Below are 16549 nucleotides of genomic sequence, written 5' to 3'. Positions count from 1 at the left end.
CCACGAGGCAACCGGACAGGGAGCAGACTGTGATCGAAGAGACCCTTCTCGAGGCCGAGGAGAAGATGGAGAAGGCCGTCGCGGTCGCCAAGGACGACTTCGCCGCCATCCGCACCGGCCGGGCCCACCCGGCGATGTTCAACAAGATCGTCGCGATGTACTACGACGCTCCGACGCCGATCAACCAGCTCGCCTCGTTCTCCGTTCCGGAGCCGCGGATGGCGGTCATCACGCCGTTCGACAAGAGCGCGCTGCGCAACATCGAGCAGGCGATCCGCGACTCCGACCTGGGCGTCAACCCGTCCAACGACGGCTCCATCATCCGGGTGACGTTCCCGCAGCTGACGGAGGAGCGCCGCAAGGAGTACATCAAGGTCGCCCGCGGCAAGGGCGAGGACGCCAAGATCTCGATCCGCACCATCCGCCGCAAGGCCAAGGACGCCCTGGACAAGGCGGTCAAGGACGGCGACATCGGTGAGGACGAGGGCCGTCGCGCCGAGAAGGAGCTCGACGACACCACCGCGCGGTACGTCACGCAGGTGGACGAGCTGCTCAAGCACAAGGAAGCCGAGCTCCTCGAAGTCTGATGAACGACGCCCCGAACGCCCCAGGCTCTAGGGGCACATCCCCGCTGACCCCCGAGACGCCGCACCAACTGGTGGCGGACCGGGGGTCCCGACCACCAGGGCAGGAGACACCGGTGGCCCAGCCCGAGCCGCAGCAGCCCCGCAAACAGCGCGGCGGCCGCAACCTTCCCGCGGCGATAGGGGTGGGTGTCGGCCTCGGCGTGGTGATCATCGCCTCCCTCCTCGTGGTGAAGGTGCTCTTCCTGGCCGTCGTCCTGGCCGCGATCTCGGTGGGCAGCTGGGAGCTGACCAGCCGGCTGGCCGAGCGCAAGGGCATCACCGTCCCGCAACTGCCGCTCCTGCTGGGCGGCGTGGCGATGCTGACCACCGCTTACTGGATCGGTCCGCAGGGCGCCGCGGCGGCGCTGGCGCTGACCGCGCTGGCGCTGATGATCCTGCGGATGAGCACGCCGCCGGAGAACTACCTGCGGGACATAACGACGGGCGTCTTCACGGCCTTCTACGTCCCGTTCCTGGCGAGCTTCGTGGCGCTGATGCTCGCCGCGCACGACGGTCCGCAGCGGATCGTGCTCTTCCTGGTGGTCACCATCTGCAGTGACACCGGCGCCTACGCGGTGGGCTACAAGTTCGGCCGCACCAAGCTCGCCCCGACGATCAGCCCGGGCAAGACCCGCGAGGGCCTGGCCGGCGGGATCGGCCTGTCGATGCTCGCCGGGGCCCTGCTGATGCAGTGGATCATCGACGACGGGCACTGGTGGCAGGGTCTGATCCTGGGCGGCTGCGCGGCGGTCATCGCCACCCTCGGCGACCTCGTCGAGTCGATGATCAAGCGTGACCTGGGCATCAAGGACATGGGGACCCTGCTGCCCGGCCACGGCGGGATCATGGACCGGCTGGACTCGCTGCTGCCGACCGCCCCGGTGGTCTGGCTGCTGCTGGCGGCGTTCGTCGGCAGCTGAGCCGGCACCGCCCCGCGAGCCCCGGACGCCCGGCGTCCGGGGCTCGACGCATCTGCGACACTGGATGAACCATGCCTGTACCCGGAGAACTCACCTTTGTCGCGCCGCGAGGTGCCAAGCCCCCGCGACACCTCGCCGACCTCAGTCCCGCCGAGCGCAAGGCGGCCGTCGCCGAGCTGGGCGAGCAGCCGTTCCGCGCCAAGCAGCTGTCCAACCACTACTTCGGCCGGCTCTCCGACGACCCGGCCTCCTGGACGGACATCCCGGCGGCGGGCCGCGAGAAGCTGGCCACCGAGCTGCTGCCCGACCTGATGTCGGTGGTGCGGCACGTCTCGTGCGACGAGGACACCACCCGCAAGACGCTCTGGAAGCTCTTCGACGGCACCCTCGTCGAGTCCGTGCTGATGCGCTACCCCGACCGGGTGACGATGTGCATCAGCTCGCAGGCCGGCTGCGGCATGAACTGCCCCTTCTGCGCCACCGGCCAGGCCGGGCTGACCCGCAACCTCTCGACCGCCGAGATCGTCGAGCAGATCGCCGCCGGGATGCGTGCGCTCAAGGCCGGTGAGATCCCCGGCGGCGAGGCGCGGCTGAGCAACGTGGTCTTCATGGGGATGGGCGAGCCGCTGGCGAACTACAACCGCGTGCTGGCCTCGATCCGCCGCCTGACCGACCCGGCGCCGGACGGCTTCGGCCTCTCCCAGCGTGGCATCACGGTCTCCACGGTCGGCCTGGTGCCGGCCATGAACCGGCTGGCGGACGAGGGCCTGAGCTGCCGGCTGGCGCTGTCGCTGCACGCCCCCGACGACGAGCTGCGCGACGAGCTGGTGCCGGTGAACACCCGGTGGAAGGTCGCCGAGGTGCTGGACGCCGCCTGGAACTACGCCGAGAAGTCGGGCCGGCGGATCTCCATCGAGTACGCGCTGATCAAGGACATCAACGACCAGGCCTGGCGTGCCGACCTGCTCGGCCGGCTGATCCGCAACCACCGGGTGCACGTCAACCTGATCCCGCTGAACCCGACGCCCGGCTCCAAGTGGACCGCCTCGCGTCCCGAGGACGAGCGGGAGTTCGTGCGCCGACTGGAGTCGCACGGCGTGCCGACCACCGTCCGCGACACCCGCGGCCAGGAGATCGACGGGGCCTGCGGGCAGCTGGCCGCCGCGGGCTGAGCCGTCCGGGCCCGTCCGCCGGTGCGGGCGGGCCCGTCCACGCCCTCCCGGCGGCCCGTCAGGGTTCGTCGCCAGGCCCGACCGGGGAGTCCGTCAGGTCAGGATCCCGGCCGCCAGGGCCGCGGTGAGCCCGCCGGTGAGGAGCAGCACGGTGCCGCCGACCGCCCAGCGCAGGAAGGCGGCGCCGAAGAGCAGTCGCGGCGAGGCGCCGAGCCGCAGCAGCCCGAAGCCGACGGAGCGCCGGGTGGCGCGGAGCTCGGTGAGCCGGGCCAGCGCCGCCGCGACGGCGCAGCCGGTGATCAGCAGCGCCTCGGTGGCGGGTACCGGCCCGGTGCCGGCCGCTCCCGGGGCCACCCAGTGCCGCACCGAGGTCAGCACCACCGCGACCGTGAAGGCCAGCACGGCCAGCGGCGCGCTGAGCCGGCGCGCCATGCCCGTCAGCCCCCGGCCGGCCAGCAGCCGCCGGGCGCCCGGCCAGCCCAGCGCCAGCAGCCGGCCGGCGCAGGCCAGCAGCGGCCCGGTGAGCAGGGCCAGACCCAGTGCGGCGGCTGCCCAGCCGGCCAGCAGGACGGCGCTGGTGTGGCCGAGGTCGGCGGGCAGCGCCAGCGGGCGGGGGTCGCCGGCCGCGTCCGGTCGCAGCGCGTAGAGCTCGGTCAGGGTGCCGCCGAGGGCGAGCAGGCCGGCCGCCGTGCCGCGCAGGACCCCGAAGCGCCGCGCCCGCACCGGCTCCGGTGTGCCCGGCAGTGCCTCGCGGGCCGGCAGGGCCAGCGCCGCGGCGAGACCGCCGGTGAGCGGCAGCAGGGCCAGCAGGGCCACCGGGGCGGCGAGCGGCAGCGGCACGCCCATGCCCAGCTCGGGGGCGAGCGAGCCGGAGGCGATGTCGTTGCGCAGCACCAGGAAGACCAGCAGGGTGACCAGCCCGCCGGCGGTGCAGGCGAGGGCGATCTCGCCGGCGATCAGCAGCCGGATCCGGGCGGGGCCGGCGCCGGCGGCGGTCAGCCCGGCCATCCGCTCGGGCCGCTGGGCGGGCAGCGCGCGGGCCGCCACGGCCGCGAACCAGGCGATCGCCAGCAGCGGCGGCAGGCACCAGAACAGTCGCTCCAGCGCGGTGCCGTGGCCGGGCGGGTCGCTCAGTGCCCGGCCCAGGGCCCGCAGCAGGAAGGCGGCGACCATGGCCGCCGCGGTGGCGGTGAGCAGCCAGCGGCCCAGGTCGACGACCCGGTACCCCCTGGCCAGCCGGAGATAGAACACCTGGATTTCCTTCAGTGCGCGGCGGGTACGGCCGCGGTGCGCCGCACGGGTGCGGCCGGGGCCGGGGTGCGGCCGTCGACCAGCGCCACCGTCCGGTCCGCGAAGCGGGCGAGCTCGGGGTCGTGGGTGGCCAGCACCAGGGTGAGGCGGTGGGAGCGGGCCGCGCTGGTCAGTATCCGCAGCACCTGGTCCTGGGTCTCGCGGTGCAGCGGCGCGGTCGGGTCGTCGGCGAAGACCACCCGGGGGAGCGGGGCCAGCGCCCGTGCCACCGCGATCCGCTGGCGCTGGCTCTGCAGCAGCTCCACCGAGCGGCGCCGGGCGCAGTCGGTGACGTCCAGGCGCTCCAGCCAGTCGTCGGCGGCGCTGTAGGCGGCCCGGTGGCCGGCCCCGGCCAGCAGCAGCGGCAGGGCGACGTTCTCCCGGGCCGTCAGCTCCGGTACCAGCTGCGGCTCGGAGCCGACGAAGCCGAACCGGTCGCGGCGCAGCTTCTCCCGGCCGGCCCGGCTCAGGGTGTGCACGGGCTGGCTGTTGAACCAGACCTCGCCGGAGTCCACCGGCAGCAGCGCGCTGAGGCAGCCGAGCAGGGTGGACTTGCCGCAGCCGCGCGGACCGGTGACGGCGAGCACCTCGCCCTCGCGCACGGCGATCGAGACGTCGCGCAGCGCCGGGGTGCCGTGGTGGGACTTGACGATCCCCCGGGCCCACAGCACGTCGTTGTCAGGCGGGGCCGCTGACATGAGTTCCTCCGCCGGTCCTGGGTGGGCTCTGCACGGGTGCAGCTGATGACAGTCGTCAGATTAGAACGACAAGGTCGCGTTGCGGTTGCGGCACACCACGTTCGGGCTCCACAAACCCGGACGAACCATCAGAAGATCAGCCTGGCTGAGCGAAGATCGGTGATCCCGCGGCGGCGCCGGTGCGCCGGTGGGCGCCAACGCCGCAGGGCGGCCCCGGCGGCCTCTGAGGAGAAGGCCGGTGGGACCGCCCTGCGGCGGAGGGTGGGACGGAAAGCCGATGGGTCAGCCGGTCAGATCTTCGCCCACGCGTCGGTCAGGCTGGTCCGCAGGATCTGCTCGATCTCGTCGAAGGTCGACTGGTCGGAGATCAGCGGCGGGGCCAGCTGGATGACCGGGTCGCCACGGTCGTCGGCGCGGCAGTACAGGCCGTTGTCGAAGAGGGCCTTCGACAGGAAGCCGTAGAGCACGCGCTCCACCTCGTCGTCGTTGAACGACTCCTTGGTGACCTTGTCCTTGACGAGCTCGATGCCGTAGAAGTACCCGTTGCCGCGCACGTCGCCGACGATCGGCAGGTCGCGCAGCTTGTCCAGGGTGCCCAGGAAGTTGGCCTCGTTGTCGAGGACCTTCTGGTTGAGGCCCTCGCGCTCGAAGATGTCGAGGTTGGCCAGCGCCACCGCGGAGGAGACCGGGTGGCCACCGAAGGTGTAGCCGTGCAGGAAGGTGTTGTCACCCTTGTAGAACGGCTCCGCCAGGCGGTCCGAGATGATGGTGGCGCCGATCGGGGAGTAGCCCGAGGTCATGCCCTTGGCGCAGGTGATCATGTCGGGCTGGTAGCCGAACTTGTCGGCGCCGAACATGGTGCCCAGGCGGCCGAAGGCGCAGATGACCTCGTCCGAGACGAGCAGCACGTCGTGCCGGTCGCAGATCTCGCGCAGGCGCTGGAAGTACCCGGGCGGCGGCGGGAAGCAGCCGCCGGCGTTCTGCACCGGCTCGACGAAGACGGCGGCCACGGTCTCGGCGCCCTCGTTGAGGATGGCGACCTCGATCTCGTCCGCGCACCAGCGGCCGTAGGCCTCCGGGTCCACCGTGCCGTCGGGGCCCTGGAGGAAGGCCGGGGCGCGGTAGATGTTGGTGTTCGGGGCCTTGTGGGTGCCCGGCACCAGCGGCTCGAACGGGGCCTTGAGACCCGGCAGGCCGGTGATGGACAGGGCGCCCTGCGGAGTGCCGTGGTAGGCGACCGCGCGGGAGATGACCTTGTACTTGGTCGGCTTGCCGGTCAGCTTGAAGTACTGCTTGGCGAGCTTCCAGGCGGTCTCGACGGCCTCGCCACCACCGGTGGAGAAGAAGACCTTGTTCAGGTCGCCCGGCGCGTAGTTGGCCAGCCGCTCGGCCAGCTCGACGGCCTTGGGGTGGGCGTAGCTCCAGACGGGGAAGAAGGCGAGCTCCTTGGCCTGCTTGGCAGCGGCCTCGGCCAGCTCCTCGCGGCCGTGGCCGGCCTGCACCACGAACAGGCCGGCGAGCCCGTCGAGGTACTTCTTGCCGTTGGAGTCCCAGATGTAGGTGCCCTCGCCCTTGACGATGGTGGGGACGGGGGACTTCTCGTACGACGACATGCGGGTGAAGTGCATCCACAGGTGGTCGTAGGCGGTCTTCGAAAGGTCCTTCGGTGCCGGGTCGGCGGTCATCGGGTGCCCCAGGTGTAGGTCTGTTTCCGGAGCTTCAGGTAAACGAAGCTCTCGGTCCTCCGCACGCCGGGAAGCGCACGGATTCGCTTGTTGATCATTTCCAGCAGGTGCTCGTCGTCCTCGCACACCAGCTCGGCCAGCAGGTCGAACGAGCCCGCGGTGCAGACCACGTAGTCGACCTCGTCCATGGCGGCCAGTGCGTCGGCGATGGGCTCGATGTCACCTTCGGCCGTGATGCCGACCATCGCCTGCCGGCTGAACCCGACGGTGAGCGGGTCGGTGACGGCGACGATCTGCATCACGCCCTGGTCGAGCAGCTTCTGGACCCGCTGCCGGACCGCGGCCTCGGAGAGGCCGACGGCCTTGCCGATGGTCGCGTACGCGCGGCGGCCGTCCTCCTGCAGCTGCTCGATGATCGCCTTGGAGACGGAGTCGAGAGGAACGCTGCTGTTCCGATCGCGGTTGGCCACGCGGCCACTGTGCCCGATCGCAGGAGTGTTCGCAAGTGCCGGTGCTACTGATTTCGTCGTGATGATCCGAAATCGATGCGGATTTCATTGTGCGAGAGACAGGGGTCTGCCGATAACGGCAAGAGAGGGGCTACCCTGGCGGAGTCACGCGCGCGCGTCCCGCTGGGGCGTACGCTCCCCACCAGTGGACCATCGCGCCTTCCGGCGGGCCACCGGACTCCGATCACCCGGCGTCCTACCGGACTTCGGTCCGGATCGCCCACCCGGTCCACCGGCACCGCCCCACGACGGATCGGCCGCCCTCGCGCCGACCGCAACCCGAGGAGAGAGTCGTGAGCGACCTTCGTACGCTGCGCAACTACATCAACGGCGAGTTCGTCGACGCGGCGGACGGCCGCACGCTGGAGGTGGTCGACCCGACCACCGGCCAGGCGTACGCGACCTCCCCGCTGTCGGGCGCGGCCGACGTCGACGCCGCGATGGCCTCGGCCGCCGCCGCCTTCGAGACCTGGCGCGACGCCACCCCCTCCACCCGGCAGAAGCTGCTGCTGAAGATCGCCGACGCGGTCGAGGCACGGGCCGACGAGCTGGTGGACGCCGAGTGTCGCAACACCGGCAAGCCGCGCGGGCTGACCCGCTCCGAGGAGATCGGCCCGATGGCCGACCAGATCCGCTTCTTCGCCGGCGCCGCCCGCCTGCTCGAGGGCAAGGCCGCGGGCGAGTACATGGAGGGCATGACCTCGATCGTCCGGCGCGAGCCGGTCGGCGTCTGCGCCCAGGTCGCGCCGTGGAACTACCCGATGATGATGGCCGTCTGGAAGTTCGCCCCGGCGATCGCGGCCGGCAACACCGTGGTGCTCAAGCCCTCCGACACCACCCCGGCCTCCACCGTGCTGCTCGCCGAGATCGTCGGCGGCGTCCTGGCCGAGCTCGAACTGCCGGCCGGCGTCTTCAACGTGATCTGCGGTGACCGCGAGAGCGGCCGCCTGATGGTCGAGCACGCCACCCCGGCGATGGCCTCCATCACCGGCTCGGTGCGGGCCGGCATCCAGGTGGCGGCCAGCGCCGCCAAGGACGTCAAGCGGGTGCACCTCGAGCTCGGCGGCAAGGCCCCGGTCGTGGTCTTCGAGGACGCCGACATCGCCGAGGCCGTCGAGGGCATCTCGGTGGCGGGCTTCTTCAACGCCGGCCAGGACTGCACCGCCGCCACCCGCGTGCTGGTGCACGAGTCGATCCACGACGCCTTCGTCACCGCGCTGGCCAAGGCCGCGGCCGAGACGAAGACCGGCGGGGTGGACGAGGAGGACGTGCTCTACGGCCCGCTGAACAACGCCAACCAGCTCGCCCAGGTGACCGGCTTCATCGACCGCCTGCCCGGGCACGCCAAGGTTGAGGCCGGTGGCCACCGGGTCGGCGAGGTCGGCTACTTCTACGCCCCCACCGTGGTCTCCGGGCTGCAGCAGGACGACGAGATCATCCAGAACGAGGTCTTCGGCCCGGTCATCACCGTGCAGAGGTTCACCGACGAGGACCAGGCCGTCGGTTACGCCAACGGGGTGGAGTTCGCGCTGGCCTCCTCCGTCTGGACCAAGGACCACGCCCGCGCCATGCGGATGTCGCGCCGGCTGGACTTCGGCTGCGTCTGGATCAACACCCACATCCCGCTGGTCGCCGAGATGCCGCACGGCGGGTTCAAGAAGTCCGGCTACGGCAAGGACCTCTCCTCCTACGGCTTCGAGGACTACACCCGGATCAAGCACGTCATGACCGCGATCTGACGCACCGCGATCTGACGCACCGCGATCCACCCGTGGAACACGGGGGACGGGCCCGGGGGGACACCTCCCGGGCCCGTCCCTTTGCAGGCTGTCGGCGTTGGCGGTGACCGCCTGACAAGATGACGCTGCACGTCAGCGGGCCCCTTGCCTACGCTGACGGCATGAGCATCCCCACTGCCGATCCCGCCGCCGGGCAGGCCGTCAAGGCCGCCGACCGCGCGCACGTCTTCCACTCGTGGTCCGCCCAGGCCCTGATCGACCCCCTCGCGGTGGCCGGCGCCGAGGGCTCGTACTTCTGGGACTACGAGGGCAACCGCTACCTCGACTTCTCCTCGCAGCTGGTGAACACCAACATCGGCCACCAGCACCCCAAGGTGGTCGCCGCGATCCAGGAGCAGGCCGGCAGGCTCTGCACCCTGGCGCCGGGCTTCGCCGTCGAGGCGCGCAGCGAGGCGGCCCGACTGATCGCCGAGCGCACCCCCGGGGACCTCGACAAGATCTTCTTCACCAACGGCGGCGCCGAGGCCAACGAGAACGCGATCCGGATGGCCCGGCTGCACACCGGCCGTCAGAAGATCATGTCCACCTACCGCTCGTACCACGGAGCCACCGCCAACGCGATCGCCCTGACCGGCGACCCGCGCCGCTGGCCCAGCGAGACCGGCACCTCCGGCGTCGTGCACTTCTGGGGCCCCTACACCTACCGCTCCTCCTTCCACGCCGAGAACGAGGCGCAGGAGTGCGAGCGGGCGCTGGCCCACCTCGAGCAGACGATCGCCTTCGAGGGCCCGCAGACGATCGCCGCGATCATCCTGGAGACCGTGGTCGGCACCGCCGGCATCCTGGTCCCGCCGCCCGGCTACCTGGCCGGCGTGCGGGAGATCTGCGACCGCTACGGGATCGTCTTCATCCTGGACGAGGTGATGGCCGGCTTCGGCCGCACCGGCGCCTGGTTCGCCGCCGACCACTGGAACGTCACCCCGGACCTGCTCACCTTCGCCAAGGGCGTGAACTCCGGCTACGTGCCGCTGGGCGGAGTGGCGATCAGCGCCGAGATCGCCGCGACCTTCGCCGAGCGCCCCTTCCCCGGCGGCCTCACCTACTCCGGCCACCCGCTGGCCTGCGCCTCCGCGGTGGCGACCATCACCGCGATGGCCGAGGAGGGCATCGTCGAGCACGCCCGGCACATCGGTGAGACGGTGCTCGGCCCGGGCCTGCGGGAGCTGGCGGAGCGTCACCCCTCGGTGGGCGAGGTGCGCGGGCTCGGCGTCTTCTGGGCGCTGGACCTGGTCCGCGACCGGGCCACCCGCGAGCCGCTGGTGCCCTACAACGCGGCCGGCGCCGCGGGCGCGCCGATCGCCGAGCTGGCGGCCGCGTGCAAGAAGCGCGGGCTGTGGCCGTTCACCAACATGAACCGCTTCCACGTGGTGCCGCCGTGCACCGTCAGCGAGGAGGAGGCCCGCACCGGCCTCGCCGTGCTCGACGAGGCGCTCACCCTGGCCGACGCGCACACCGTCTGACCGCTCCCGCCCCCCACCGGCGCCGACCGGGACCGGCTGCCGACGAGGCGCCGGTCCGGTCAGCGCCGGACCGCGTCCAGCGCCAGCAGGGCCACGTGCAGCGACAGGCAGGACTCCACCTGGTCCAGGTCCACCGCCAGGATCCGCTCGACCTTGCGGAGCCGGTCGTAGAAGCTCGGCCGCGACAGGTGCGCCGCATCCGCCGCGGCCGACTTGTTGCGGCCCTGCTCCAGGTAGACCCGCAGCAGCTGCACCAGCTGCGAGCCCTGCTCGGCGTCGTGCGCCAGCAGCGGGCCCAGCTCCCGTTCCACGTAGGTCTGCAGCCGGGCGTCGTCGCGCAGCAGGTGCAGCAGCCCGCGCAGCCGCACGTCCGGCAGCCGGTAGTACGCGGCCGCCCGGGTGCCCGGTGCGTCGTGCAGGGCCGCGTCCGCCACCTGGGTGGCCTCCATCAGGGTGCGCCGGGCGTCGCGCACCGAACCCACCGAGGAGCCGACCGCCACCACCGGCTCCAGGTGCTCCTTGCCGCTGTCGGCGGCCAGCCGGCGCAGCGCCGCCGCGAAGGCCTCCAGCGCCGCGTGCTCCTCCTGCTGCGAGCCCAGCGCGATCAGCAGGCCCACGCCCTCGTCGTCGAGCGCGCCGACCAGCGCCGAGAGCCGGCTGGCGCGGGCGGCGGTGGCCGCCAGTTCGGTGAAGTCGCGCAGCCGGGCCTGCGCCTCCAACGCCGCCGGCAGCGCCCCGCCCCGGCGGCGCAGCACCACCCCGACCAGCCGCCGGCTCTCCAGCGGCACGCCCAGGGCCTGGGCGCGCAGCGCGACCTCACTGACCGTCAGGGCGTGGGTCAGGATGCCCGACAGCAGGGTGCGGTGGGTCTGCCGCTCCAGGCTCTCGCGGTCGCGCACCAGCAGCCGGTTCAGCGCCAGGGTCGCCGCGCCGCGCTCCAGCAGCATCTGGCACGGGTGGGCGGCCTGGTCCGGCAGCTCACCGGGCTCGTCGACCAGCACCAGGCGCCCCCAGTCCTCGCCGCGCGCCCCCACCGTGGTCACCAGCCAGCCGCTGCGCGGGTCGTGCCCGGTGCGCCCCGGCGGGCGCACCGCCCGCGAGCGGCGCTCCCACTGGTCCAGCAGCTCGTCCTCGGTGCGGCCGGCCGGATCGTGCGCCAGCACCTGGTGGCTGAGGTTCTCCAGGACGACCGGGGCCCCCGCCATCCGGGCGATCTGCCGCAGCACCTCGCCCGGCTCGGCGCCCTCGACGGCCAGCTCGTTGAAGACCTGGTGCACGGCCTCCGAGGCCCGCAGCTGCTCCAGCTGCGCGTTCACCACCAGGGCGTGCACCGCCTCGGTCACCGCGACGAAGCGCAGCTCGCGGCGGAGCACGATCAGCGGCAGGCCGCGCTGCTCGGCGGCGTGCACCAGGGCGCGCGGCAGCGAGTCGAAGTAGCGCCGGCCGAACTCCACCACCAGGCCGACCGCGCCGACCTCCACCAGCTCGCGGACGTAGCGGGCCAGCCCCTCGCGGTCCTCCGGCAGCGCGATGCCGGTGGTCAGCACCAGCTCGCCGCCCTGCAGCACGCCGGCCACGTCCGGCAGCTCGCTCACGTGCACCCAGCGCACCGGCCGTTCCAGCCGGTCGCCGCCCGCCACGACCTGCGGCAGGCCACGGCGCATCACGTCGAGATCGAGTACACGGGCGACGGTGGGCAGCACGGTGGGCCTCCTGATCGGCGGGGCGGACAGCCAGGGGAGCAGGGTGTCAGGTGAATCATGCAGCCCCATGACGACCTGTTGCCCTCCCGGGGCCCTGGCACTCTGTAAGGCCCTTGCCGGCTCGGCTGTCGGAGTGAGCCTTGCCCGGTTCCTCGGCCAGCGGGCATCGTCGGCGGTTCCGAGCAGGTGGAATGGACATATGGAGGAGAACCAGCCCGTGGCATCCATGGACCTGAGCAGTTTCGAGGACGGCGCCCAGTACATCGACGGCAAGCTGACCGGTGGCAGCGGCTTCGAGCCCTTCGACGTCGTCAACCCGGCTGACGGGAGCACGGTCCAGCGGGTGCGGCTCGCCTCCACCGAGGATGTCGACGCCGCCGTCGCGGCCGCGCGGACCGCGCTGCCGGGCTGGTCGCGGGCCACCCCCGGCGAGCGCAGCGAGGTGCTGCTGCGGCTGAGCGCGATCCTGACCGAGCACGCCGAGGACTTCGCGGCGGTGGAGACCGCCCAGACCGGGAAGCCGATCCGGCTCTCCACCGAGTTCGACGTGCCCGGCACGATCGACAACACCGCCTTCTTCGCGGGGGCGGCCCGCAACCTGGAGGGCAAGGCGGCCGGCGAGTACTCGGCCGACCACACGTCCTACGTGCGGCGTGAGGCGATCGGCGTGGTCGGCTCGATCTCGCCGTGGAACTACCCCCTGCAGATGGCGGCCTGGAAGATCCTGCCGGCCATCGCGGCGGGCAACACGATCGTCCTCAAGCCCGCCGAGCTGACCCCGCTCACCTCGGTGATGTTCGCCCGGGCCTGCACCCTGGCCGGCGTGCCGGACGGCGTGGTCAACGTGATCACCGGTGCCGGGCGGAGCGCCGGCGAGCACCTGGTGGGGCACCCCGACGTCGCCATGGTCTCCTTCACCGGCTCCACCCCGGTCGGCAAGCGGGTCGCCGAGGTCGCCACCGCCACCGTCAAGCGCACCCACCTGGAACTGGGCGGCAAGGCGCCGTTCGTGGTCTTCGACGACGCCGACCTGGACGCCGCCGTGCACGGCGCGGTGGCCGCCTCGCTGATCAACAGCGGCCAGGACTGCACAGCCGCCACCCGCGCCTACGTCCAGCGGCCGCTCTACGACGCCTTCGTGGCCGGGGTCGCGGAGCTGTACGCGAGCGTCCGGCTGGGCGACCCGCGCAACCCGCGGACCGACCTGGGCCCGCTGGTCTCCTACACCCACCGCGACCGGGTGGCCGGCTTCGTCGAGCGGGCCCGCGGCTACGGGGCCACCGTGGTCACCGGCGGCGCCACCGGAAGCACCGGTCACGACGGCACCGACCTGACCCGCGGCGCCTACTACCTGCCCACGCTGATCACCGGTGCGGCCCAGGACAGCGAGGTGGTGCAGGGCGAGATCTTCGGTCCGGTGCTGGTGGTGCTGCCCTTCGACAGCGACGACGAGGGCCTGCGGCTGGCCAACGACACCCCCTACGGCCTGGCCGCCTCGGCCTGGACCCGGGACGTGCACCGCTCGCTGCGCGCCACCCGGGAGATCGCGGCCGGCTGCGTCTGGGTCAACGACCACATCCCGATCATCAGCGAGATGCCGCACGGCGGCTACAAGTCCTCCGGCTACGGCAAGGACATGTCCCAGTACTCGATGGACGAGTACACCCAGCTCAAGCACGTCATGTTCGACACCACGGCGGTGGCCCGCAAGGACTGGCACCGCACGGTGTTCGGCGACCGCGGCTGACGCGCGGCGGCCGGCGGGCCGCGAAGCGCTCCGACGGGTGGCGGCGAAGTGTGTAAGAGGGCGCCGGCCGGCTCCTCTCTCTCAGGACGGCGGCGGGCGACGCCCGCCGCGCGAGACGAGTGGAGGACGGACCGTGCAGAGCACCGGACCCACCAGGGCGGTGGCCTGGCTGGCCGCCGCCGCCCCCGACCCGGACGCCTGCCGGCGCGAGTGGCAGCGCTCGGGCGCCGGCGTGACCCTGCTGCCGGCGGGCCGGCTGTGGGACGTCCTGCTCGTCCCCGGGAGCCTGGGCCGGCCGGCCCTGCAGGTGATGGAGCGGCTGCCCCGGGGCGGGCCGGTGCTCTGGGACCCGGGCGACGACAGCCTCGGCTTCCTCGTGCCGGCCGGTACCGCCGCGCACTGGGTCGGCACCGGCGTCCGCGGCGCGGGCGCCGGGTCCTGGGTGGCCGTGCCGCACCCCGAGCGCCGCGGCCCGGGGCTGCGCTGGCTGCTGGCGCCGGACGGCTCGGGCCGGCTCACCGACCCCGTGGTGCTGGAGCTCGCCCTGCACGAGGCGGCCGGTCGCCTCGGCGGCCCGGTCGAGCACCCGTGAGGTGCGGGGAGCCTGCTGGGACGGCCCCCGGGGCCGCCGGCCGACGGGGTGTAAGGCCGAATGGGGTATCCCCGTCAGTGTGCTCGTTGAGCGGGCGGGGTCGGGCGACCAGACTGGAGCATGAGCGCGGTAGCCCCGTGATCCCCTCGTCCGGCCACACCCCGGACGGTGCCCGCACAAGGGTCCGGCGGCAGGTGAGCCGCCCGTGACTTGGAGGCAGACGACCTTGAGCAAGCCCACTGAGAGCCCGATCGAGCTGACGAAGCACGTCATCCACTGGATCGACGGCGCCCCGGTACCGACCGCCGGTGTCGCTCCCCGCCGTGGCGACATCTTCGACCCGGCCACCGGACGAGTGGCCGGCCAGGTGGACTTCGCGGAGATCGCCGAGGTCGACCAGGCGGTCGCCGCCGCGTCCGCCGCCTTCGGGGAGTGGCGGCACGCCTCGATCGCCAAGCGCACCGCCGTGCTCTTCAACTTCCGCGAGCTGTTCAACGCCCGCAAGGACGAGCTGGCCTCGATCATCGTCTCCGAGCACGGCAAGGTGCACTCGGACGCGCTGGGCGAGTTGGCCCGCGGCCAGGAGGTCGTGGAGTACGCCTGCGGCATCCCGCAGCTGATCAAGGGCGGCTTCACCGAGCAGGCCTCCACCGGCATCGACGTCTACTCGATCCGCCAGCCGCTCGGGCCGGTGGCCATCATCTCGCCGTTCAACTTCCCGGCCATGGTGCCGATGTGGTTCTTCCCGATCGCCATCGCGGCCGGCAACACGGTGATCCTCAAGCCGTCGGAGAAGGACCCGTCCGCGGCGAACTTCATCGCGCAGATGTGGAAGGAGGCCGGGCTGCCGGACGGCGTCTTCAACGTCGTGCACGGTGACAAGGCCGCCGTCGACCGCCTGCTCGAGCACCCCGACGTCAAGTCGGTCAGCTTCGTCGGCTCCACCCCGATCGCCCGCTACGTCTACGAGACCGGCACCCGGTACGGCAAGCGGGTGCAGGCGCTGGGCGGCGCGAAGAACCACATGCTGGTCCTGCCCGACGCCGACCTCGACCTGAGCGCCGACGCCGCGATCAACGCCGGCTTCGGTGCGGCCGGCGAGCGCTGCATGGCCGTCTCGGTCCTGGTCGCCGTCGACCCGATCGGCGACGAGCTGGTCGAGAAGATCAAGCAGCGGATGGCCGTCCTGAAGGTCGGCCCGGGCTGCAACGGCGACTCGGAGATGGGCCCGCTGGTCACCGGCCAGCACCGCGACAAGGTGACCTCCTACGTCGAGTCCGGTGTCGCGGACGGCGCGGAGCTGGCGGTGGACGGCCGCAAGCACCCGATCGCCGCCGAGGACACCAGCGGTGACACGACGGCGGACGGCTTCTGGCTCGGCCCGACGCTCTTCGACCACGTGAAGCCCGGCATGTCCGTCTACAACGACGAGATCTTCGGCCCGGTCCTCTCGGTCGTGCGCGTCGGCTCGTACCAGGAGGGGCTGGAGCTGATCAACGCCAACCCCTACGGCAACGGCACGGCGATCTTCACCAACGACGGTGGCGCCGCGCGGCGCTTCCAGCACGAGGTGGAGGTCGGCATGGTCGGCATCAACGTGCCGATCCCGGTGCCGGTGGCCTACTACTCCTTCGGTGGCTGGAAGGCCTCGCTCTTCGGCGACGCCCACGCGTACGGCCCGGACGGCGTGCAGTTCTTCACCCGCGGCAAGGCGGTCACCCAGCGCTGGCTCGACCCCTCGCACGGGGGCATCAACCTCGGCTTCCCGACCAACGACTAGGACCCCCCCAGCGGCTGGGAACGCCTGCGGACCACCCCGGTCCCGGCGCCCGGTCGGTCCGCCCCGCCGGTCGGCCCACCTCCTCGGAGGGGGCCGGCCGGCGGCGTTTGCACGACGGGCCGCCAGGGCGTAGCGTGTCCTAGTCGCTCGGCTGGGAGCACCGGACACGCATCTGCGCGGACGGTCCCGGGGCGGCCACTCATCGAAACACCTCTCCGTACGAAGCCCGGGCTTTCGGCGTGCGATTTCCGCATGTCGTCAGAGGCCGGTGCTTTGTGTTGTGCCGGTATTTCGGGGAGTGGGCCGGATTCGCTTTTCGGAGCGGGGTTGGGCTAAAGTTCAACTCGTCGGACAGGCCGTCAGGTCGGTTACGGCGAAGGCCACTTGAGGCCGAAGCGGTGCGGAGGGCCTGGTAGGGTCGGAAACACCGAAAGCGAGTCGGAAAGCGCCGAAGAGCGGGTCTGATAAGCTGAATGAAGAACGAAACGAACGCCCGGAGAGCTTGCGAGAGCGGCTTGAAGGAAGTGTCCGTTCCTTGAGAACTCAACAGCGTGCCAAAAGTCAACGC

The 16549-nt window shown here is 72.1% G+C and carries 13 protein-coding genes; 8 read left to right on the top strand and 5 right to left on the bottom strand.

The genetic code is table 11. The features are described 5' to 3' along the window. Positions 1-29 precede the first annotated feature (29 nt). From frr to rlmN, 3 genes are all read left to right on the top strand, one after another. Positions 30-587, top strand: a complete 558-nt coding sequence (frr, locus tag ABD323_RS16350) for a ribosome recycling factor (RefSeq protein WP_344442325.1) — start codon at positions 30-32, stop codon at positions 585-587. After that, positions 587-1546 (top strand): phosphatidate cytidylyltransferase, encoded by a 960-nt coding sequence (locus tag ABD323_RS16345; protein WP_344442324.1) that lies wholly within the window; start codon positions 587-589, stop codon positions 1544-1546. Before frr ends, ABD323_RS16345 begins: the two co-directional genes overlap by 1 nt. Positions 1547-1617: 71 nt before the next feature. Further along, positions 1618-2718: a dual-specificity RNA methyltransferase RlmN gene (gene rlmN / locus ABD323_RS16340; protein ID WP_344442323.1), complete on the top strand. Its 1101-nt coding sequence runs from the start codon at positions 1618-1620 to the stop codon at positions 2716-2718. Positions 2719-2811: 93 nt separating this feature from the next. On the opposite strand, the gene ABD323_RS16335 is transcribed toward rlmN, so the two are convergent. From ABD323_RS16335 to ABD323_RS16320, 4 genes are all read right to left on the bottom strand, one after another. After that, positions 2812-3969 carry a hypothetical protein gene (locus ABD323_RS16335; RefSeq protein WP_344442322.1) on the bottom strand — a complete coding sequence of 386 codons (1158 nt, stop codon included), beginning with the start codon at positions 3967-3969 and terminating at the stop codon, positions 2812-2814. 11 nt (positions 3970-3980) lie between these two features. Next, positions 3981-4706, bottom strand: coding sequence for an ABC transporter ATP-binding protein (locus ABD323_RS16330; protein ID WP_344442320.1), 726 nt, complete (start codon positions 4704-4706; stop codon positions 3981-3983). Between the two features lie 290 nt (positions 4707-4996). Then, positions 4997-6391: an aspartate aminotransferase family protein gene (locus tag ABD323_RS16325; RefSeq protein ID WP_344442319.1), complete on the bottom strand. Its 1395-nt coding sequence runs from the start codon at positions 6389-6391 to the stop codon at positions 4997-4999. Next, positions 6388-6861 carry an Lrp/AsnC family transcriptional regulator gene (locus tag ABD323_RS16320; protein ID WP_344442317.1) on the bottom strand — a complete coding sequence of 158 codons (474 nt, stop codon included), beginning with the start codon at positions 6859-6861 and terminating at the stop codon, positions 6388-6390. Before ABD323_RS16320 ends, ABD323_RS16325 begins: the two co-directional genes overlap by 4 nt. A 332-nt stretch (positions 6862-7193) precedes the next feature. Between ABD323_RS16320 and ABD323_RS16315 the strand changes: the two genes are divergently transcribed. Together ABD323_RS16315 and ABD323_RS16310 are read left to right on the top strand one after the other, a co-directional pair. Beyond that, complete coding sequence (locus tag ABD323_RS16315; RefSeq protein ID WP_344442316.1) at positions 7194-8639, top strand: gamma-aminobutyraldehyde dehydrogenase; 1446 nt, start codon at positions 7194-7196, stop codon at positions 8637-8639. A gap of 161 nt (positions 8640-8800) precedes the next feature. Then, entirely contained in the window at positions 8801-10159 is a 1359-nt protein-coding gene (locus ABD323_RS16310) for an aspartate aminotransferase family protein (RefSeq protein ID WP_344442315.1), read from the top strand. Positions 10160-10218: 59 nt separating this feature from the next. Here the strand turns inward: ABD323_RS16310 and ABD323_RS16305 are convergent, their stop codons facing one another. Then, entirely contained in the window at positions 10219-11862 is a 1644-nt protein-coding gene (locus tag ABD323_RS16305) for a PucR family transcriptional regulator (RefSeq protein WP_486327151.1), read from the bottom strand. A gap of 226 nt (positions 11863-12088) precedes the next feature. On the opposite strand from ABD323_RS16305, the gene ABD323_RS16300 reads away from it, so the two are divergent. The 3 genes from ABD323_RS16300 (at position 12089) to ABD323_RS16290 (ending at position 15981) form a co-directional block, all read left to right on the top strand. Beyond that, complete coding sequence (locus ABD323_RS16300; RefSeq protein ID WP_344442353.1) at positions 12089-13609, top strand: gamma-aminobutyraldehyde dehydrogenase; 1521 nt, start codon at positions 12089-12091, stop codon at positions 13607-13609. A 133-nt stretch (positions 13610-13742) separates the two neighbouring features. Then, positions 13743-14201: a hypothetical protein gene (locus tag ABD323_RS16295; RefSeq protein ID WP_344442313.1), complete on the top strand. Its 459-nt coding sequence runs from the start codon at positions 13743-13745 to the stop codon at positions 14199-14201. 226 nt (positions 14202-14427) lie between these two features. Continuing rightward, on the top strand, positions 14428-15981 hold the full coding sequence (locus ABD323_RS16290; RefSeq protein ID WP_425556020.1) for a CoA-acylating methylmalonate-semialdehyde dehydrogenase: 1554 nt from the start codon (positions 14428-14430) through the stop codon (positions 15979-15981). Positions 15982-16549 lie beyond the last annotated feature (568 nt).

The sequence above is a fragment of the Kitasatospora nipponensis genome, assembly GCF_039528135.1.
In the GTDB taxonomy this organism is placed as follows: domain Bacteria; phylum Actinomycetota; class Actinomycetes; order Streptomycetales; family Streptomycetaceae; genus Kitasatospora; species Kitasatospora nipponensis.
Note: the sequence above shows the minus strand (reverse complement) of the source record. Positions and strands in the feature narration are given on the sequence as shown.

What these genes read in the sequence shown, in the direction of transcription:
- ABD323_RS16325 (WP_344442319.1), bottom strand. Translation starts at nt 6,391, where the DNA reads ATGACCGCCGACCCGGCACCGAAGGACCTTTCGAAGACCGCCTACGAC.
- ABD323_RS16330 (WP_344442320.1), bottom strand. Translation starts at nt 4,706, where the DNA reads ATGTCAGCGGCCCCGCCTGACAACGACGTGCTGTGGGCCCGGGGGATC.
- ABD323_RS16345 (WP_344442324.1), top strand. Translation starts at nt 587, where the DNA reads ATGAACGACGCCCCGAACGCCCCAGGCTCTAGGGGCACATCCCCGCTG.
- ABD323_RS16310 (WP_344442315.1), top strand. Translation starts at nt 8,801, where the DNA reads ATGAGCATCCCCACTGCCGATCCCGCCGCCGGGCAGGCCGTCAAGGCC.
- rlmN (WP_344442323.1), top strand. Translation starts at nt 1,618, where the DNA reads ATGCCTGTACCCGGAGAACTCACCTTTGTCGCGCCGCGAGGTGCCAAG.
- ABD323_RS16300 (WP_344442353.1), top strand. Translation starts at nt 12,089, where the DNA reads ATGGACCTGAGCAGTTTCGAGGACGGCGCCCAGTACATCGACGGCAAG.